The organism is Bradyrhizobium tropiciagri (assembly GCF_018130505.1).
Taxonomy (GTDB): domain Bacteria; phylum Pseudomonadota; class Alphaproteobacteria; order Rhizobiales; family Xanthobacteraceae; genus Bradyrhizobium; species Bradyrhizobium tropiciagri_B.
The window spans coordinates 251,771-271,390 of record NZ_JAFCKH010000009.1 but is presented as its reverse complement, the minus strand read 5'-3'; the positions used below and the strand labels follow the sequence as shown (position 1 = coordinate 271,390).

Below are 19,620 nucleotides of genomic sequence, written 5' to 3'. Positions count from 1 at the left end.
CGGGGCATGCGAGGCATGAACCCGGAATCCATTCGTCCCCGATGCTGCGGCGAAATGGATTCCGGGCTCGCGCTGCGCGCCCTTGAATGACGGTGAGAGGCACACCCTACGCTTTACGTTCCGCAGCCGGAAAGCACAGCCTGACGCGCAGCCCCGGCGCGTTGTCGTGCAGTTCGATCCGCCCGCCGTGCAGGCTGGCGACGGCGGCGACCAGGCTGAGGCCGAGGCCGTTGCCAGGCGTGTAGCGGCTCTGCTCCAGGCGGTAGAAGCGCTTGAAGACGCGGTCGTGCTGGTCCGCGGGAATCCCTGGACCGTTGTCGGCGACCGCGATCACGGCACCCTCTTCACTGTTACAGCAGGTCACGCTCACCCGCCCGCCGGCGCCGCCGTGCTTGATGGCGTTGTCGACGAGATTGGCGATGGCATCGAACAGCAAGTCGCGGTCGCCGGTCATCAGCACCTCGCCGTCGCCGGCAAGATCGAGCCGGGTCGTGTCGCGCTCGGCCGCGGCGTCGTAGAGCTCGACCACCTCGCCTGCGATCTCGACCAGATTGACGGTGCGGAAGGCGCCTCTCCTCGCGCGGGTCTCGATCTCGGAGATCCGCGTCAGCGAGGCGAACATGGCCAGCACCGTATCGAGATCGGCGATGGTGTCGCCGATCAGCGCCGCATCGGCCTCACCGCTGCGTTGCGCGTGATAGGCCTTCTCGAGCCGGCCGCGCATCCGCGTCAGCGGCGTGCGCAGATCGTGCGCGATGTTGTCGCTGACCTGCTTGACGTCGCCCATCAGCGTCTGGATGCGGTCAAGCATCAGATTGAGATTTTCGGCGACGCGGTCCCATTCATCGTGGCTACCGTGCAGCGGGATGCGCTGGTCGAGCCCGGAGAGCATGATGGCGCGGCTGGTCGCATTGATGGACTCGATGCGGCCGACCGTCCGCCGCGTCACCCCGATGCTGGCGACGGCCGCGAGCAGGACGATCAGCGCGGCCACGGCGATGCCGGCCGTCGTGATCCGCGCCATGAAGCCGTCGAGATCGCCGATATCGCGGCCGACCAGCAGCCGGTCGCCATTCGCCAGCCGCTCGGTCACGCCGCGCACCAGCGGGTTCGAGGGCAACGAACGCGCGCGGAATTCAGTCCAGCCCGGCTCGTTCGCCCCGGACGGCCACTGCCCGAGGTTTCCGGCCAGCACCGCCGCATCGGGCCCGGCGAGCATATAGACGTGACCGGCAAAGCTCCGGTCGGCGATGCGCTGGCCGATCAGTGCGACCAGGCCGTCGCGCCCCGAATGCGCGAAAGCCTCGCGCAGATTGGCCTGCTCGGCCATGATCGCGCGATCCGACTCGCTGCGCACATAGGCGACGGTCGACCAGTAGACATAGGCGAAGATCGCCGAGACGATCAAACCGAACGTGCCGATCGCGATCAGCGCCAGGCGGAATGTCGACGACCTGAGGGTCTTAGCCAGGAGCACGGAGGCAGTATCCGATGCCGCGGATGGTATGGATCAGCGGATAGGCCTGCTGGTCGTCGACCTTGCGGCGGACCCGGCCGACATAGACGTCGATGATGTTGGTCGAGGGATCGAAGTGCAGATCCCAGACGTGCTGCAACAGCATGGCGCGGGACACCACCCGGCCCTCGTTGCGCGCGAGATATTCGAGCAGCTGAAACTCCTTCGGCAGCAGCGGAATCTTGCGGCTGCCGCGGCTCGCGGTGCGCGCGATCAGGTCGATCGCGAGATCGCCGACCCGCAGAATGGTCTCCTTGACGACGGTCTCGCTGCGGCGGCCCAATGCTTCCAGGCGCGCGAGGAGCTCGACGAAGGAGAACGGCTTGACCAGATAATCGTCGCCGCCGGCGCGCAGGCCGCGCACCCGGTCATCGACCTCGCCGAGTGCGCTGATGATCAGGAACGGCACCGCGATGCCGTCGTCGCGCAACTGGCGCATCACCGCGATGCCGTCGATATCGGGAAGCATGCGATCGATCGTGATGACGGCATAGTCGCGCGCCGCGCCACGGTCGAGCGCCTCGCGCCCGCTGGCGGCGAGGTCGACATCGTAGCCACTGGTCGTGAGCTGGTCGACGAGCTGGTCAGCTGTCTCTGGATCGTCCTCGACGACGAGGATACGGCGGTGGGCTCCGGTCATTTGACTAAAGTCTTCGTTTGAAGTCTCCGAACGCCCCCGCGACGGCCGCCGCCAGACTATCCCATTTTGGGGCAGGCTGGAACGCCTGGCGACGACCGCGACAACCCGTGCGCGGTTGGAGCTAGTACAAATAATCCCCGCACGTGTTGATCCATTGCACGCCGTAAGGCGTGTACGTCCGGCGCCAGCAGCCATCATAGTAGTCGCCATAGTACGGACCGCCGACGAAGGCGAAGCGGTGGAAGCGGTGATGGAAGCCGTGATGGAAGCCATGCCCGCCGTGGAATCGGGCGCCAGCAAACCGCGGCCCGAATGCAGCATGCCCGACCGGTGCACCGACAAAGCGGGAGCCGCCGAAAGCCGGGCCCCCGCCGGGGCGAGCGAACGCCATGGCACCGCCGCCGCGCATGCCACCGCCGAAGCCACCGGCATGCATGCCGCCACCAAATCCGCCGGCGTGCATACCGCCTCCGAAGCCGCCACCGCGGCCACCGCCGAAGCCGCCGCCACCGAAGCCGCCATGGCCGCCACCGCCACCGCCGTGACCGCCGCCACCACCGCCGCCGCCTCTGGCAAGGGCCGCTGCCGGCGCGAGCGCGACGCTGGCGCTGAGCGTCACCGCCATGAGACATTTGAGAAACTTGTTGTTCATGGAAAACCTCCTTGATGAGGATCGCGGCGAGCAGCGCACCGCCGCTTGCAGAACCCAAGCAGACGCGCGCGGACCACCAACTTCAACTTACAAATGCGCCAGATTCTGACGCCGGATTTAGTTTGCGCGACACCTTGCCAGTGCCGATCCGATTGCTCGCCGCCGCCACGCTTATCGATCGCGCTGCACGACCGGACCGCATGGTCGCGCATCATCACACGGGCTATTGATCACCGGTGATCCTCCGTGCGCAGCGTGGCCGGGTTCGGCGGACATTTGGCCGGATTCGGCGGACCTCGCGCGTTGAGCCCTCACGCCGGAGCTCCTAATTCTGGCCGCGATCCAGCAAGGGATGCGGCGGATACGGCAAGGAACGACAAGCCGGCCTCAGAACTCTCGCGACCTATAGCCTTCCATCACCAAACCAGGAGCTTTCCGTGAGCGACAACAACAAGCGACCATTTCTGACGCAGGCCTCGGGCGCGCCTGTCACCGACAATGTGAACATCCTCACAGCGGGGCCGCGCGGCCCGGCGCTGCTGCAGGACGTCTGGCTGATCGAGAAGCTGGCGCATTTTCACCGCGAAGTGATCCCGGAGCGGCGCATGCACGCCAAGGGCGCCGGCGCGCACGGCACCTTCACGGTGACCCACGACATCACGCGCTACACCAAGGCGAGCATCTTTGCCGAGATTGGCAAGCAGACCCCGATGTTCGCGCGGTTCTCGACGGTGGCCGGCGAGCGCGGCGCGGCCGACGCCGAACGCGACATCCGCGGCTTCGCGCTGAAATTCTACACCGACGAAGGCAATTGGGACGTGGTCGGCAACAACACGCCGGTGTTCTTCTTCCGCGATCCGCTGCGCTTCATCGACCTCAACCACGCCATCAAGCGGCATCCGCGCACCGGGATGCGCGATGCCGACATGAACTGGGATTTCTGGACCCTGCTGCCGGAGGCACTGCACCAGGTCACCATCGTGATGAGCGAGCGCGGTATCCCGAAGAGCTTCCGTCATCAGCACGGCTTCGGCAGCCACACCTACAGCTTCATCAACGCCAACAATGAGCGCAGCTGGGTGAAATTCCATTTCCGCACCCAGCAGGGCGTGCAGAACCTCACCGATGCCGAGGCGCAAGCGCTGGTCGGCAGGGATCGCGAGAGCCATCAGCGCGACCTCTACGAGAGCATCGAGCGCGGCGATTTCCCGCGCTGGACGCTGTTCATTCAGGTGATGACCGACGCGCAGGCCGAGACGTTTCCGTTCAACCCGTTCGATCTGACGAAGGTCTGGCCGAAGGCGGATTATCCGCTGATCGAGGTCGGCTATTTCGAGCTGAACCGGAATCCGGAAAACTTCTTCGCCGAGGTCGAGCAGGCGGCGTTCACGCCGGCCAATGTGGTGCCCGGCATCGGCTATTCGCCGGACAAGATGCTGCAGGCCCGGCTGTTCTCCTATGGCGACGCGCAGCGTTACCGGCTCGGCGTCAACCATCACCAGATTCCGGTCAACGCGCCGAAATGCCCGTTCCACAGCTTCCACCGCGACGGCGCGATGCGCACCGACGGCAATCTCGGCGGCACGCTGAGCTACTGGCCGAACAGCGCGGGCGAATGGACTGATCAGCAGCAGCTCAACGAGCCGCCGCTGGAGCTGTCAGGCGCGGCCGCGCATTGGGACCATCGCGTCGACGAGGACCACTGGCAGCAGCCGGGCAATCTGTTCCGCAACATGAATGCCGAACAGAAGCAGGCGCTGTTCGACAACACCGCCCGCCAGGTCGGCAACGCCGCGAAGCACATCCAGGAACGGCACGTTGCCAATTGCAGCAAGGCCGATCCGGCCTACGGCAAGGGCGTCGCGGATGCGCTGAAGCGGTTCGCGGCGGGCGAGCTGTAGTTTGCGGGTGCCGCTCGTCGGTCCGGCATGCCGAGAAAATCGGATGTACGGCTGACGAGCGGCACCAAACATTCAGTGTCGTCCCGGCGAAAGCCGGGACCCATAACCACCAAAAGTCATTGTTTATGCGACGCCGGGGCCCCAGCCTTCTTCAACAATTGAACCCTGTGGTTATGGGTCCCGGCTTTCGCCGGGACGACACCGGATATGTTGCTCCGCTGCTCAAACAATCACGGCGCCCTCAAGTCGGCTTGCCGCGGCCGTTCTTCTCGGCGGCGCGGCGGAGCGCGTCGGCGAGCGCGCCGCCGGGTTGCTCCTGCGGCCGGCGCGGGGCGGACGACGTCATCTTGGCCGAGCCCCGCGAGAAGTCGCGCGATGCGCCGGCGTTGTCCTTCTTCGGGCCGATCTCGTCGTCGAGACGCAGCGTCAGCGCGATGCGCTTGCGTGCGACCTCGACGTCCAGCACCTTGACCTTGACGATATCGCCCGGCTTCACCACCTCGCGCGGGTCCTTGATGAAGGTTTTCGACATCGCCGAGATGTGCACCAGGCCGTCCTGATGGACGCCGATGTCGACGAAGGCGCCGAACGCGGCGACGTTGGTCACCGTGCCCTCGAGGATCATGCCCGGGCGGAGATCCTTGACCTCCTCGATGCCTTCCTTGAACTCCGCGGCCTTGAACGCCGGGCGCGGGTCGCGGCCGGGCTTTTCCAGCTCGCGCAGGATGTCGGTGACGGTGGGCAGACCAAACGTGTCGTCGACGAAGGCCTGCGGCTTGAGTCCGCGCGTCACACTGGCATTGCCGATCAGCGCCTTGATGTCGCTCTTGGTTGCTTCCAGAATCCGCCGCACCACCGGATAGGCTTCCGGGTGCACGCCGGAAGAATCCAGCGGGTCGTCGCCGTTGCTGATGCGCAGGAAGCCGGCGCATTGCTCGAACGCCTTCGGCCCGAGCCGCGGGACGTCCTTCAGCGATTTGCGCGACTTGAACGGGCCGTTGGCGTCGCGGTGCTGCACGATGCTCTGCGCCAGGCCCTGCCCGATGCCCGACACGCGGGACAGCAGCGGCACCGAGGCGGTGTTGGCGTCGACGCCGACCGCGTTCACGCAGTCTTCCACCACGGCATCGAGCGATTTCGCCAGTTTGGCCTCACCGAGATCATGCTGGTACTGACCGACGCCGATCGCCTTCGGATCGATCTTCACGAGCTCGGCGAGCGGATCCTGCAGGCGCCGCGCGATCGAGACCGCGCCGCGCATGGTGACGTCGAGCTCGGGCAGTTCGCTCGAGGCGAAGGCGGAGGCCGAGTAGACCGACGCGCCCGCCTCGGAAACCACGATCTTGGTCATCTTGCGCTCGGCCAGCCGCTTGACCAGTTCGGTCGCGAGCTTGTCGGTCTCGCGTGAGGCGGTGCCGTTGCCGATCGCGATCAGCTCGACGCCGTGCTCGATCGCGAGCTTGCCGAGGATCGCGAGCGCCTCGTCCCAGCGCCGCTGCGGCTCGTGCGGGAAGATCGCGGTCGTCGCCAGCACCTTGCCGGTGGCATCGACCACCGCGACCTTGACGCCGGTGCGATAGCCGGGATCGAGCCCCATGGTGGCACGCGCGCCGGCCGGCGCAGCGAGCAGCAGGTCGCGCAGATTGGAGGCGAACACGCGCACGCCCTCGGTCTCGGCCGCGGTCCACAGCCGCATCCGCAAATCGATGTTGAGATGGATCTGGATCTTGGTGCGCCAGGCCCAGCGCACCGTCTCCGTCAGCCACTTGTCGCCCTTGCGGCCCTGGTTGGAGATCGCGAAGCGGTGCATGATCTTCAATTCATAGCGGCTGGGAACGCCGACCACCGGGTCCTGCGCCTCCGGCTTGATCGCGAGGTCGAGGATCTCCTCCTTCTCGCCGCGGAACAGCGCCAGGATGCGGTGCGACGGCAGCTTCGGCAGCGGCTCGCTGAAATCGAAATAGTCCTTGAACTTCTCGCCTTCGGTCTTCTTGCCGTCACGCACGGTCGAGGCCATGATGCCGTTCGACCACATCTCCTCGCGCAGCGCGCCGATCAGATCGGCATCCTCGGCGAAACGCTCGACCAAGATGGCGCGCGCGCCGTCCAGCGCAGCGGCAACGTCGGCGACCTGCTTCTCGGCATCGACGAACGGCACCGCGGCCTCGTTCGGATCGTTCTCGGGCTTGGCCATCAAAAGGTCAGCAAGCGGCTCGAGCCCGGCCTCCCTGGCGATCTCGGCCTTGGTGCGGCGCTTCGGCTTGTACGGCAGATAGATGTCTTCGAGGCGGCCCTTGCTGTCGGCGGCCATGATCTGGGCTTCGAGCGCGGCATCGAGCTTGCCCTGCTCGCGGATCGAATTGAGCACCGCGGTGCGGCGCTCCTCGAGCTCGCGCAGATAGGTCAGCCGTTCTTCCAGAGTGCGCAGTTGCGCGTCATCGAGCGCGCCGGTGAGTTCCTTGCGGTAGCGCGCGATGAACGGGACGGTGGCGCCGCCGTCGAGCAGCGTCACCGCCGCCTCGACCTGCTCGTCGCGAACCCCCAGCTCCTGCGCAATCTGATGATGAATCTTTGCCACGCTCGTCTCTCTGACTTCGTTGCACCGCCGGACTTCTCATTTGAGCATGGTCTCTCCGGAAAACCGGTATCCATTTTTCCGGACCATGCTCCGGCGACGCGGACGCCGCTTATGGACCATCCCGGAATGATTCATCAAGGCGCGCTGTGGATCAAATTTGGCGCTCGCCCGCAATCTATTTCAGGGATGTCGGGCGCCCGCGACTTGACAAATAGACGCGCGCCGCATTGCCGCCAAAAATCGCATCCTTTGCATCACTTGACAAATCAGTCAGCAACGTCCCGCTGGCCGCGAACCACTGCGCATAGCCGCCGGCGAGATTGACCACCGGCCAGTCGCTGCCCCACAGCATCCGCTGCGGCCCGAAGCAGGCCAGCACGTGATCGACGGCCCCGCGCAGATCGGCGACCTGCCAGTTCGGCGCCGCCTCCGTCGCAAGGCCCGACAGCTTGCAGACGATGTTGCTGCGCGCGGCAAGCGTCGCGATATCGTCCTTCCAGGCCGCGATGTCGCCGCTGGCGAGCTGCGGCTTGCCGAAATGGTCGAGCACGAAGTGCAGATCGGGATGACGGTCGACCAATTGCACGAGCCGCGGCAGATGGCGCGGCAGCACCAGCGCATCGAACACGAGCTCGTGCCGCGCCATCGCCTGCAGCGACGCGGCGAGTTCCTCGCGCAACAGCCAGTCGTCATCGACGATGTCCTGCACCATCGGACGCAGCCCGACCAGCAGCTCCCGCGCCGCGATCGCATCGACCCTCGCCGCGGCATCCTCGGCGTCGAAATCGATCCAGCCGACCACGCCGCGGACCAGCTCCGAGCCCTTGGCAACGTCGAGCATGAACGCGGTTTCCGCCTCGGTCGGGGCTGCCTGCACCAGGATCGTGCCCTCGATCCCGGCGGCATCGAGATGCGGCTGCAGGTCGGGCAGACCGAAATCGCGGTAGATCGGTGCGAGCTCGTCGGTCAGCCAGCCGTAATCGGCACGTGCCAGCGTCCAGACATGGTGATGGGCGTCGATCCGCATCACGCCGGCACCGGCGCGTTGTCGTCGAGCAGGCGTTCGGCCTTGAGATCGCGCCACAGCGCGGCTGGCACCGGCACCGACAGCGCGGCGACATTGCGCTCGACCTCCTCGGGCACATGTGCGCCGAGCACGAGGCTCGCGACCGCCGGATGGCCGAGCGCGAAATGCAGTGCCGCGACCGGCAGCGCCACACCATGGGCGCGGCAGACGCGCTCGATCGCGGCGACCTTCTGCATCACCTCGGGAGGCGCGTCCTTGTAATTGTACTTGGCGCCGGCGACCGCGCCGGTGGCGAGGATGCCGGAATTGAACACGCCGCCGAGCATGACGCCGATACCCTGCTCCGCCGCCAGCGGCATGAATTCGGCAAGGGCCGGCTGCTCCAGCAGCGAATAACGTCCCGCGAGCAGCATGGTGTCGAACGTGCCGGCTTTGGCGAAGCGCACGCACATGTCGGCCTCGTTGACGCCGACGCCGATGCCCTTGACCACGCGCTCGGCGCGCAGCTTATCGAGCGCGACATAGGCGCCCGCCATCGCCTCGCGGAACCGGGCCTCGATCGCCTCCTTGCCGTGGGTCCAGACGTCAACGTCATGGATCAACAGCAGATCGATGCGATCGGTTCCGAGCCGCAGCAGCGACTGTTCGACCGAGCGCATGGTGCCTTCATAGGAATAGTCGAACACCGCGCGATGCGGCTGTCCCCCGACAAAATTGGAGCCTTCGCCGCGTCCGTGGAACGGATCCATCCAGCGCCCGACCTTGGTGCAGACGACGATCTGATCGCGCGCTACCCGCCGCAGCGCGGTGCCGCAGCGATGCTCGGCGAGGCCATGGCCATAGAGCGGCGAGGAATCCAGGAGATTGACGCCGAGCGAAAACGCGCGCTCTACCGCAGCGATCGCCGCGGCATCGTCGAGCCGCGCGAAGAGATCGCCGAGCGGCGCGGTGCCGAGACCGAGGATCGAAACGTCGAGCCCGGTGCGGCCGAGCTTTCGGCGTGGCAATGCTGCGACGGGGGCCGGACTCGAGGACGGGTGCTGATTCATCACGACGGCTCCCTGCAGTCTTCTTGCTTGCAGGCAGACTAGCCCCGCAAGCTCGTCCGACACAAGCCGGGAGCACGATGGGGACATCACGCAGGGCATGAGTTCCGGGGCTTGCGACGACCTTCAAACCTCATCTTGTGAGATGTGAATGCATGACTCTCGAGATACACCAAGCGTTCACTGTCGTCCCTGCGAAAGCAGGGACGACACCGAATGTTTTGGTGCCGTGTCAGTCTATTCGTCGGCAAGAATCTGCTGCGTGACGTTGTCGACGATCACGGGGCTTTCGAAATAGGTCACCGTCGGCTCGGTGCCGTATTTCTCGCGAACGAATGCGCGCCACCTCTACAACGCCTATGGCGACAAGGAAGCGATCTTCCTGCGCGCCTTCGACCAGTATGCCGAAGCGTTTTTGCAGGCGGCCGGCGACGCGCTGGCGCGGGGCGGTGCGGTGGCGGGCTTGCGGAACTTCTTCGACATGATCGTCGTCAACATGACCGGCGGCTCGCCGCCGCGGGGATGCTTGACCACCCGCACCGCGCTCGATGCGGCGATTTCGAGCGCCGACGTGCGTGAGCGCGTACAGGGCGTGCTGAGCCGGCTCGAGCAGCTGATTGCGAGGACACTCGGCGCGGCGCCCACCGGACGAAGCGCCACCGATGCCAATCGGCTGGCGCGCGTCATCGTGACGTTCACGCGCGGCCTCGCGGTGATGGAGCGTGCCGGATACAGCCGCAAGCAGCTGAAGGAATCGGCGGCAACCTTCATCGACGCCGTGGTAGGTGACGCCTGAGACGTGCGGCGAGATGGCTTGCGCCGGGCGCGGCGCGCTTTGCGCAGAATGTCCGCCACGGCAAGCCGAATTGGAAGAAGCAGCCGCGACACCGGAGCGCCGGTGTCGTGGCATGCGATCACTGCTGGGACTGTAGTTCGGCGTAATTGCCGTCCTTGTCGCGCTTGTAGACAACGTAGTCGATCAGCGTGATGTCGCCCTTCGGCGTATAGCTGATGTTGCCGAGCACGGTATCCCACTTGCCGGCCTTGATGGTCGTCGCGACCTTCTTGGCATCGGTGGTCTGGGCCTTGGCGACGGCCTGGCTCCAGATCTGGAACGCGGCGTAGCTGTAGAGCGTGTAGCCGTCGGGATCGATGCCCTTGTCCTTGAACTTCTTCAAGGTTGCGGCCGCGGTGTCCTTCTTGCGCGGATCGGGCGAGAAGGTGAACAGCGAGCCTTCGGCGAGCGGACCTGCGATCGCCGCGAACTGCTTGTCGACCAGCGCGTCGCCGCCCATCAGCACCGCATTGACGCCCTGCTCGCGCATCTGGCGCAGGATCAGCGCGGCCTCGGCGTAGTAGCCGCCGACATAGACGAAGTCGATTCCGTCGCGCTTGAAGCGGGACACCAGCGCGGCGAAATCCTTGTCGCCCTTGGTATAGGCTTCATAGAGCTTTTCCTTGACGCCGGCCGCGTTGATGGCGTTGCGGGTCTCGTCGGCGAGGCCTTTGCCGTAGGTCGTCTTGTCGTGGATGATCGCGACGTTCTTGCCCTTGTAGTTCTTGATGATGTAGGCGGCCGCGACCTGGCCCTGCTGGTCGTCCCGGCCGCAGACGCGGAACGTGTTCCACAGCCCGCGCTCGGTATAGAGCGGGTTGGTCGAGCCCGGCGTGATCTGAAGCACGTTGCCCTCGGCGTAGGAGTCCGAGGCGGGAATCGAGGTCGACGAGCAGAAATGGCCGTCGACGAACGGAATCTTCATGCTGGCCATCTTCTCGGCGACCGAAACCGCCTGCTTCGGATCGCAGGCATCGTCGCCGATCTCCAGCTTCAGCTTCTTGCCGAGCAGGCCGCCCGCGGCGTTGATGTCGGCGACCGCCAGTTCGGCGCCGTTCTTGAACTGCTGGCCGAAGCTTGCCTCCGAACCCGTCATCGGGCCGACCACGGCAACACTGATATCCTGCGCCATGGCGGCGCCGGACAGCGCCAGGCTGGCGCCGAACGCAAGACAAACTCCGCGAAGTGGAAACTTCATCACATTCTCCTCGATGGTCTCAAGCCGCGAGCGCAACGATCATCGGGGACTGCCTTATCAGATGCGTGACGACCGGCAGGCGCGGACCGAAGCGACGGGGATTGGACATATGCGACATCGCGCAACAATGTGAAACACGTTGTCGTGCATTGACCGCTTGAGAATCACGAAAACAGCGACAAGCTGGACGCTTTCCAATCAGACCGAACTGTATCGGCGCCGGTGATGAGCGCGTCAGTGTGATGTGAGCGACAGGACCAGTCACGAAGACCGCGGTGCCGACCGGACATGTCGCGCCGATGGCCGCTCGCAGCCGCCGTGCGAGTTATTATAATTGACCGTCCGGTTGGTCAATAGTATGTCATGACAGGCCATGCGATCCTCGGTCGTCAGAAGCCGCAAACGGAGAGATAATCATGATCAGCGATTTGGCCGCGACCAAAATGCGCGGCGAGCGCGCTTGACCCTCCGGATTGAACATTCCGCCTGTCAGGCCAGACTCAATCATAGATCACGGATTCACGGGTGAGACTCCGATGGCACAGCCCCAAGACATCATGAAACTCGACAGCTTCGTCCGCGGCAACTGGACCGGCCCCGGCGAGCCCGCCGCCGAGATCCACAGCGCGGTGACCGGCGACGTGGTCGCGCTCGCGACGAGGAGCGATCTCGACATGCGCAAGATCCTCGCCTATGGCCGCGCGGTCGGCGGCAGCAACCTGCGGAAGCTGACGTTCCACCAGCGCGCCGGCCTCTTGAAGGCGCTGGCCGACTATCTCTCCCAGCACAAGGACCGGCTCTACCAGCTCTCGTTCCACGCCGGCTGCACCCGGACCGACGCGATGATCGACGTCGACGGCGGCATCGGCACATTGTTCAGCTATGCCGGCAAGGGACGCCGCGAGCTGCCGAACACCAAGTTCCTGCTCGACGGCGCCGTCGAGGGCCTCTCCAAGGGCGGCGCGTTCGCCGGCCAGCATGTCGTGACCTCGCTGCGCGGCGTCGCCGTGCACATCAACGCGTTCAATTTCCCGTGCTGGGGCATGCTGGAGAAGCTGGCACCGGCGCTGCTCGCCGGCGTTCCCGTCGTCACCAAGCCCGCGACGGTCACCTCCTATGTGGCCCATGAGCTGGTGCGGATCATCACCGAATCCAAGGTGCTGCCCGATGGCGCGCTGCAATTCATCGTCGGATCGACCGTCGATTTGTTCGACCATCTCACCTGCCAGGACGTCGTCTCCTTTACCGGCTCGGCCGACACGTCGCAGAAGCTGCAGCGGCATCCGGTGATCGCGCGCGAGGCCGTCCGCTTCATCGCGGAGCGGGATTCGCTCAATGCGGCGATCCTCGCGCCTGATGCCGCGCCGGGAAGCCCGGAGTTCGACCTCTTCATCAAGGAAGTGGCGAAGGAGATGACGGTGAAGGCCGGGCAGAAATGCACCGCGATCCGCCGCGCCCTGGCACCAGCGGCGCATGTCGACGCCGTGATCACCGCGCTGCGCGAGCGGCTCGGCAAGGTCGCGATCGGCGATCCCGCAAGCGACAAGGTCAGGATGGGGCCGCTGGTGGGCCTCGGCCAGCGCAGCGACGTGCTGGCGCATGTCGCTAGGCTGCGCAGCGAGGCCGAGCTGGTCGCCGGCGATCCAGACAATTTCGCGCTGGTCGATGCCGACGCCAAACGCGGCGCGTTCGTGCCGCCGCTGCTGCTGCATTGCGCCAGGCCGATGGCCGCAACCGCGGTGCACGAGATAGAGGCGTTCGGCCCGGTTAGCACCGTGATGGGCTATGACGACCTGGAGCAGGCGATCGCGCTGACCAATCGCGGCGGCGGCAGCCTTGTCGCATCGATCTATTCGCACGACATCGCGGCCGCGACCGAGCTGGCGTTCGGCATCGGCAGCTTCCATGGCCGCGTCGCCATTATCGACCGCGATTGCGCGGCCGAGCATACCGGCCACGGCTCGCCGATGCCGCAGATGCTGCATGGCGGCCCGGGCCGCGCCGGCGGCGGCGAGGAGCTGGGCGGCGTGCGCAGCCTGCAGCACTACATGCAGCGCACCGCGCTGCAGGGCTCGCCGCACATGCTGAGCGGGGTCACCGGCCGCTGGTTCAAGGGCAGCCCGGTGCTCGACGGCGCCTTGCATCCGTTCCGCTATCACTACGACGATCTCGAGATCGGCCGCACCATGGTCTCGAAGCTGCGGCAGATCACGCTCGAGGACATCGAGCATTTCGCGCACTTCACCGGCGACACCTTCTACGCCCACATGGACGAGGAAGCGACCAAGGGACATCCGTTCTTCCCGGGCCGGGTCGCGCACGGCTATCTCTTGCTGTCGTTCGCGGCCGGCCTGTTCGTCGATCCCGATTACGGCCCGGTGCTGGCCAATTACGGCCTCGACTCGCTGCGCTTCGTCAAACCGGTGCAGCCGGGAGAATCGATCCAGGTACGGCTCACCGCGAAGGAGAAGACTCCGCGCAACAAGCAGTATGGCGAGGTGCGCTGGGACGTCGAGATCACCACCGGCACCGGCGAGACCGCGGCGACCTACGAGCTGCTGACGATGAACGCGATGCGGAGCTAGAGCGTGCGCGATGAGCGACTAGCGGCGGCGGTATGCTCCCTCTCCCCGTTCTTACGGGGAGAGGGTTGGGGTGAGGGGCCGCTTCCGCACAAACGGTCATAGTTGGACTCGCGGAGACTCCCCCTCACCCGGAACGCATCTAACGATGCCTTCCGACCTCTCCCCGCACGCGGGGCGAGGTAAAGCGGAGGCCGTCGCTCAGCGCTTCTCAGAGCAGCGCGGCCAGTCGCCTCCCCCTGGCCGGCTTCGCCTTGCCGCGCGGCCGGCTGACGGCCGCGGCCGCCTCTGCGGCGCCGGTCAAAACCAGCTGCACGACGAAGTCCGCATAGTCGGCGCGGCTCATCAGCCCGCCCTCGCGGAACCACATATAGTGCCAGTTCAGCATGCCGAAGACGCTCATCGTCAGCGGCTTGAGGATGCGCTTCTGCTTCGCCGCCGGCACCGCCGCGGCGAGTGCATCCGACATGATCTCGACCAGGATGCGCTCGCTCGCGAGCAGCGGTTGCTGCTTGTCTTTCGGCAGCAGCTTGAGGCTTGCGATCTGCACCTGATGCTCGGCATCGGCATGCCGGTAGAGCTCGAGCAGGGTGACGACGATCGCGCGCAGGCGCTCCACCGGCTCGGCAGCCGAGGCGCTCGCCTCCTGGACCGCTGCGACCAGCTCCTTGAGGTGGGACGAGAGGATGTCGAAGAGGATGGCTTCCTTGTCGGAATAGTAATGATAGAGCAGCGCCTTCGAGACCCGGCAGGCGTCCGCGATGGTGTTCATCGAGGTGCCGACATATCCCGCCGCGGCAAACAGCTCCGCCGAGCGATGCAGGATGGAGCGCCGCTTGTCGTCATAGTCCTTGGCGCGCGATCGGGCCATGTCTTGTTCCACCAGCCGGCCGTCCGGCCGTCGTTTCGAGATTCACGTCAATCACGGCAAGTGCCGAACCCGCCGCCCCCCTCATTTATTGACCATCCGGTCGGATAATTCCATGGCCTGCGTGGAATGGCCGCCCGGGCGTGCAGGCATGAGCGCGGCGCCTGCCGGACAATTTTCTGATAGGGTAATGGCCAAGCGGTGAGTTAAGAAAGGAAGTTTCGCGATGGACAGCCAGGGCGCAGGCGCCAAGCCGCCGGTCAGGTCGCAGGAGGATCTTCGCGCGCATTTCGGGCAGGTGAGCCCGCTCGCGGAGAAGAAGGTTCTCCATCATCTCGACAAGTTCTGCCGCGACTTCATCGCGCTGTCGCCGTTCCTGATCATCGCTTCCAGCGACGGCAAGGGCCATGCCGACGCCAGCCCGCGTGGCGACGCCCCCGGCTTCGTCTCGGTGCTCGACGACAAGACGCTGCTGATTCCGGACCGCCGCGGCAACAACCGGGTCGATACGTTCGGCAACATCCTGGCTTCGTCGGGGATCGGGCTGATCTTCCTGGTGCCCGGCATCAACGAGACGCTGCGCATCAACGGGCGCGCCGAGGTCTCGCAGGAGCCGGACCTGCTGACGCCGCTGACCGTGCAGAACGTCACGCCGGTCATCGGCCTCAAGGTGCATGTCGAGGAAACCTACTTCCACTGCGGCAAGGCGCTGATGCGCTCGAAGCTGTGGAGCCCCGCCGCGCAGGTCGAGCGCAGCAGCTTCCCGACGCTCGGCCGGATCATCGCCGAGCAAACTGCCGCGATCGAGGTCGAGACCGCCGAGAAGGTGATGGAGGAAGCCTATCGCACGCGGCTCTACTGACGAGACCCGGCCGCGCCGGCGTCATTAGCGATAATACCCTCGGTGGCTGCGTCGCTGCTGGCCATAGGCGGCGCGCGGATTGATCCCGCAGCTGACGTCGCGGCCGGAAGCGGATGCAAGGCATTGCGCACGGGTCTGGTAGTTGCAGTCGCCCGGGTAGCCGACGCCCCTGCCCTGAACGCACCACGGATAGTCCCGGGCATCGGCTGGCGACACGCCGGCGGCCATGCCGAGGCCGAGCGTCACGGCTGATAACAGGAAGAATCTGCGCACGGAATATCTCCTCGCGTTGGCGTTGGCTGGGCCAAACAGTCTAACGAAAGGACGAACTGGAGGTTCCCGACGGGAGGAATCATGCGGCCCGCATCACGATGTGATGCGGACCGCATTCAGATCAATCTATCAGTGACCGCCGTGTCCGTGGCCTTCGGCGGCCTTCAGCGCCACCGAGAGGCTGCGCACCGGCCGCGTCACCAGCGGATCGAGGTCGAAGCGCTTCTCGAGCAGCCTGAGGATCGAGGTCGTATCGAAGTCCTCATGCGCGACACCCGAGCGGTCGAAGCGCTTGGAGACCAGCAGCGCCGGAATGCGAGTGCCCGGTCCCCACTGATCGGCGGCCCTGGCTTCGGCACCACGACGGTTGTGCGGCGGAGGCGGCACGTGATCCCACTGCCCACCGAACTCGTCGTAGGTGATGATGATCAGCGTGTCTTTGCCGTCCGGCCCTTCGGTGATCGCCTTGATCAGATCGACCAGGTGCTGGCTGCCTTCGGACTCGTTGGTGTAGCCGGGATGCTCGTTCTCCTCGCCGATCGGCTTGATGAAGCTGACCTGCTTCAGCGTGCCGTTCTTGGCGGACTGGATGAACTCCGCCTCGTCCTTCAGATGGTCCTTGCGGGCCTTCGTGCCGGGCGCGTAGGTGGCGAAGTAGTTGAGCGCCTGGTGGTGGAACTGGAAGGTCGCGTCGGGGCAGTTCGGGAACACCGCCGTGGAGAGATGGTTCGGATCGGCGCAGGTGGTGCCGGTGCCGTTGGTCCAGCCGGAGGCGCCGATGTCACCATTGGCGTTCGACCAGCCGCCCGAGTACCAGGCCCAATCGATCTTCTTGGCCGAGAGCCGGTCGCCGATGTTTGCCGTCTTGAGCGGCGGCAGGCGGCGGACATCCGCCGTTCCCGGCGAATAGGGCTGATAGAACGGCTGCGTGGTGTTGACGGCGTAGTCACCGCAAGCGAGCCCGGCCGGCAGGCCGGCCTGATTGCACTTGGCGGTCAATTGCGCGTCCTTCACCGTCGAGGTCGGCGTATAGAGCGGCGTGCTGGTCGGCATGCCGTTGGCGTCGACGATCGAGTGCAGGTCGTTGGCGCTGCCGTCGTTCGGTGCGCCGACGAACTGCGGCGCAGCCGCCGCGACGAGGAACTGGTGGTTCAGGAACGACCCGCCGAAGGCAGCCTGGAAGAAGCTGTCGGCGATGACGTAGTTCGGTGCGCTGCGGCCGTGGAGATAGGTGTAGATCGGCAGCTTCTTGGTGTCGTAGTAGCCCATCACCAGGCCGGAAGCATCGCTGCCGACCATGTAGCGGTTCTGCCGGCCGCCGTTGATCTGGTACTGCTCGCTGTAGAAGCGATGCACGATATCTTCCGTGCAGCCGCCGGGCGCGCCGGTGCCGTTGAGGAAGCCGTGGGCCGCGAAGGCGCCGAGCGGCTTCGGACAAGTGGTCGCCGAGGTCGGAATGAAGGCGTTGATCTCGAACGGCTTGTTCTTGAACGCGCTGAGGATCGCAACCGAACCCGACGTGTCGGTGCAGCTGGTCGCCAGCGGCGACGGCGAGGTCAGGTTGACGTCGTTCTGCAGCAGGCAGCCGAACACAGTCTGATTGTCCTGGCGAACCTGCAGGGTGCGCGACGGATCGGCATCGGAGGTGCCGTTGATCCGATCGCGGCCGACGTCACCCCAATGACCGTAGAGGTTATCGAAGCTGTGGTTTTCCTGATAAATGACGACGATGTGCTTGTAATCCTTCAGACCGTCGTGATCTCCGTGATCGCCGTGCTTCAGATCACGCAGCTCGTCGCGAACCTCGTTCTTGAACTGATCGATGATCTTGCCGACGAGATTCTCAGCATTCGCCGACGGCGAAGCAGCAGCGCTAGCAATAATTGCGAGCGCCGGAATGGCTCCCCAAAGCCGCATCATGTTCTCCTGATTAGAAAGATGAACGAATGTTTCTGACGCTACGCAAGACACATTTCGTTGCGATGACCGATGTGCGACACGCTGTCGCTCGATCACCTGTTTTCATCCGCGCGCAACATCGATCACGCTTCGCGGGCCGGGCGTCATCAAACTGCAAACAACTTTCGTCTATCCAGACGGGCTGTCAGTGATCCCGTCGACGAGAAACTGTCACGTCAGTGACATCTTCCGTCTGCGATCGCACACGCATTGCTTGTTTCCAGGGGCATTTTCTCGTGATGGCTCGGCATTTCCTTGCGCGCGGATTCGGCTGGTGTCGCGAAACTGCTGCAGATCGTGTCATGGGGCCGATCGCACGTGTTCTCGCGGCAGTCACGGTGACGCTGCTGCCGTTGCCTGCCGTCGCGTTTCCGCTCGGCGGCGACCAGACCGTGCTGCCGGCCGGCACCGAATTCGGGGAAGATGCACTCGCACGCCCGCGCGAGCTGTTTCATTCCGAAGCCGTCGGCGGCCGAAAATCCTATCTGGTCAATCTCGGCGATCTCGCTTTCAACTCGCCGTCGATCCTCGGCGGCAAGGCCCGGCAGGCCGAGATGAGCTGCGGCACCTGCCACGTCAACGGCGCGTCGAACGCCAAGCTGTTCGTGCCCGGCGCCTCCTCGCGCCCCGGCACCTTCGACACCACGAGCCTTGCCTTCAATCACAAGACCTTCAACAGCATCCTCGATCCGGTCCGGATCCCCAGCCTGCGCGGCGCCCGCTTCCTGGCGCCGTACGGCCATGACGGCCGCATCGGCTCGCTACGCGACTTCGTATATAATGTCATCGTCAACGAGTTTGACGGACCGCGGCCGCGGGACGAGATCCTCGACGCGCTCGTCGCCTATATCAACGACATCGATTTCCTGCCCAATCCGCACCTGACGCCGGGCGGCCGGCTCGCCGGCCAGGCCAGCGACGCCGAGCGGCGCGGCGAAAAGCTGTTCCTCAAGCCATTCCCGCATCAGCCGCAATTGAGCTGCGGCACCTGCCATATTCCTACCGGAACGTTCAATGACCAGGTGCGCCACGACGTCGGCTCGGGCGGCCTCGTCAAGACGCCCACGTTGCTGAACGCCAATTTCAACGGCCCCTACTTCCACGACGGACGCTATGACAGCTATGAGCAGGTGGTTGGCCATTTCGACCGCCTGTTCGGGCTCGGGCTGTCGCCGCGGGATACTCAGGATCTCGTCGCCTACCTGAACGCCGTCGGTGACGGCGACCGTCCGTTCGAGAAGGACGGCGTCATGATCCGGATGAAGGAAGTGCAGGAACTGTCGAGCGTTCTCGACATTGCGATCCCCGCCGCTGATACGGCCGTGGTGTCGCTGGCGGTCACCGGCGTCGGCGCCGAGTTGCGCGAGATGACCGAGCGCATTCCCGACATCAGGAATACCTCGCTCGGCGGACGCGACGAACGGCTGGCGGCGCGCGCCGCCCTCAAGGACCTCGTACTCAGCCTGCGCCGGATCGACCTCGCCGTCGCCGCCGGCCGCATCGACGAAGCCGCGACGGAGTACAACAACTTCTCCAAGCTGGTGAGCTTCGACATTCCGATCGCGTTGAAGAAGGCCGAGCCGTGGTCGCTGTTCAACAGCGATGTGCATGATCAGCACTATAACGCGCTCGGCCGGATGCTGCTGACGACGAGCCAGCAATCGCAGTGATGCGCGCTCATTG

At 65.3% G+C, this 19,620-nt stretch carries 16 protein-coding genes; 6 read left to right on the top strand and 10 right to left on the bottom strand.

Going from position 1 to position 19,620, the window contains the following annotated elements:
• Positions 1–106: 106 nt before the first annotated feature.
• The 3 genes from JQ633_RS23760 to JQ633_RS23750 all read right to left on the bottom strand — a co-directional run bounded on the left by JQ633_RS23760 (position 107) and on the right by JQ633_RS23750 (position 2,808).
• Positions 107–1,477, bottom strand: coding sequence for a sensor histidine kinase (locus JQ633_RS23760; RefSeq protein WP_349631599.1), 1,371 nt, complete (start codon positions 1,475–1,477; stop codon positions 107–109).
• The gene (locus JQ633_RS23755) at positions 1,464–2,156 is read right to left on the bottom strand and encodes a response regulator transcription factor (RefSeq protein WP_211987488.1); all 693 of its coding nucleotides are present in this window, start codon (positions 2,154–2,156) and stop codon (positions 1,464–1,466) included. Before JQ633_RS23755 ends, JQ633_RS23760 begins: the two co-directional genes overlap by 14 nt.
• Before the next feature lie 121 nt (positions 2,157–2,277).
• A complete protein-coding gene (locus JQ633_RS23750; RefSeq protein ID WP_211987487.1) occupies positions 2,278–2,808 on the bottom strand; it encodes a hypothetical protein in 531 nt (176 codons plus the stop codon).
• A gap of 14 nt (positions 2,809–2,822) precedes the next feature.
• Here JQ633_RS23750 and JQ633_RS23745 point away from each other — a divergent pair, with 14 nt between their 5' ends.
• A complete protein-coding gene (locus tag JQ633_RS23745) occupies positions 2,823–3,038 on the top strand; it encodes a hypothetical protein (protein WP_211987486.1) in 216 nt (71 codons plus the stop codon).
• A gap of 207 nt (positions 3,039–3,245) precedes the next feature.
• A complete protein-coding gene (locus JQ633_RS23740) occupies positions 3,246–4,709 on the top strand; it encodes a catalase (protein ID WP_211987485.1) in 1,464 nt (487 codons plus the stop codon).
• Positions 4,710–4,950: 241 nt separating this feature from the next.
• Here the strand turns inward: JQ633_RS23740 and JQ633_RS23735 are convergent, their stop codons facing one another.
• The 3 genes from JQ633_RS23735 to JQ633_RS23725 form a co-directional block, all read right to left on the bottom strand.
• Positions 4,951–7,287: a Tex family protein gene (locus JQ633_RS23735; RefSeq protein WP_211987484.1), complete on the bottom strand. Its 2,337-nt coding sequence runs from the start codon at positions 7,285–7,287 to the stop codon at positions 4,951–4,953.
• Between the two features lie 175 nt (positions 7,288–7,462).
• Positions 7,463–8,314, bottom strand: coding sequence for an amidohydrolase family protein (locus JQ633_RS23730; RefSeq protein WP_249159585.1), 852 nt, complete (start codon positions 8,312–8,314; stop codon positions 7,463–7,465).
• Positions 8,314–9,363, bottom strand: coding sequence for an aldo/keto reductase (locus JQ633_RS23725; RefSeq protein WP_211987482.1), 1,050 nt, complete (start codon positions 9,361–9,363; stop codon positions 8,314–8,316). The genes JQ633_RS23730 and JQ633_RS23725 overlap by 1 nt, the downstream gene beginning before the upstream one ends.
• A gap of 310 nt (positions 9,364–9,673) precedes the next feature.
• Here JQ633_RS23725 and JQ633_RS23720 point away from each other — a divergent pair, with 310 nt between their 5' ends.
• On the top strand, positions 9,674–10,156 hold the full coding sequence (locus tag JQ633_RS23720) for a TetR/AcrR family transcriptional regulator (RefSeq protein WP_211987481.1): 483 nt from the start codon (positions 9,674–9,676) through the stop codon (positions 10,154–10,156).
• A 118-nt stretch (positions 10,157–10,274) separates the two neighbouring features.
• Here JQ633_RS23720 and JQ633_RS23715 read toward each other — a convergent pair whose 3' ends face one another.
• Complete coding sequence (locus tag JQ633_RS23715; RefSeq protein ID WP_211987480.1) at positions 10,275–11,393, bottom strand: branched-chain amino acid ABC transporter substrate-binding protein; 1,119 nt, start codon at positions 11,391–11,393, stop codon at positions 10,275–10,277.
• A 557-nt stretch (positions 11,394–11,950) separates the two neighbouring features.
• Between JQ633_RS23715 and paaZ the strand changes: the two genes are divergently transcribed.
• The gene (gene paaZ / locus JQ633_RS23710; protein ID WP_211987613.1) at positions 11,951–13,978 is read left to right on the top strand and encodes a phenylacetic acid degradation bifunctional protein PaaZ; all 2,028 of its coding nucleotides are present in this window, start codon (positions 11,951–11,953) and stop codon (positions 13,976–13,978) included.
• Positions 13,979–14,186: 208 nt separating this feature from the next.
• On the opposite strand, the gene JQ633_RS23705 is transcribed toward paaZ, so the two are convergent.
• Positions 14,187–14,846, bottom strand: a complete 660-nt coding sequence (locus JQ633_RS23705; protein WP_211987479.1) for a TetR/AcrR family transcriptional regulator — start codon at positions 14,844–14,846, stop codon at positions 14,187–14,189.
• Between the two features lie 223 nt (positions 14,847–15,069).
• Here JQ633_RS23705 and JQ633_RS23700 point away from each other — a divergent pair, with 223 nt between their 5' ends.
• Positions 15,070–15,705 carry a pyridoxamine 5'-phosphate oxidase family protein gene (locus JQ633_RS23700; RefSeq protein WP_211987478.1) on the top strand — a complete coding sequence of 212 codons (636 nt, stop codon included), beginning with the start codon at positions 15,070–15,072 and terminating at the stop codon, positions 15,703–15,705.
• Between the two features lie 24 nt (positions 15,706–15,729).
• Here JQ633_RS23700 and JQ633_RS23695 read toward each other — a convergent pair whose 3' ends face one another.
• Positions 15,730–15,978, bottom strand: coding sequence for a DUF3551 domain-containing protein (locus tag JQ633_RS23695; protein ID WP_211987477.1), 249 nt, complete (start codon positions 15,976–15,978; stop codon positions 15,730–15,732).
• A gap of 129 nt (positions 15,979–16,107) precedes the next feature.
• Positions 16,108–17,898, bottom strand: a complete 1,791-nt coding sequence (locus tag JQ633_RS23690) for an alkaline phosphatase family protein (protein WP_249159584.1) — start codon at positions 17,896–17,898, stop codon at positions 16,108–16,110.
• Between the two features lie 341 nt (positions 17,899–18,239).
• On the opposite strand from JQ633_RS23690, the gene JQ633_RS23685 reads away from it, so the two are divergent.
• Positions 18,240–19,607 carry a cytochrome c peroxidase gene (locus tag JQ633_RS23685; protein WP_249159583.1) on the top strand — a complete coding sequence of 456 codons (1,368 nt, stop codon included), beginning with the start codon at positions 18,240–18,242 and terminating at the stop codon, positions 19,605–19,607.
• Positions 19,608–19,620: the final 13 nt, after the last annotated feature.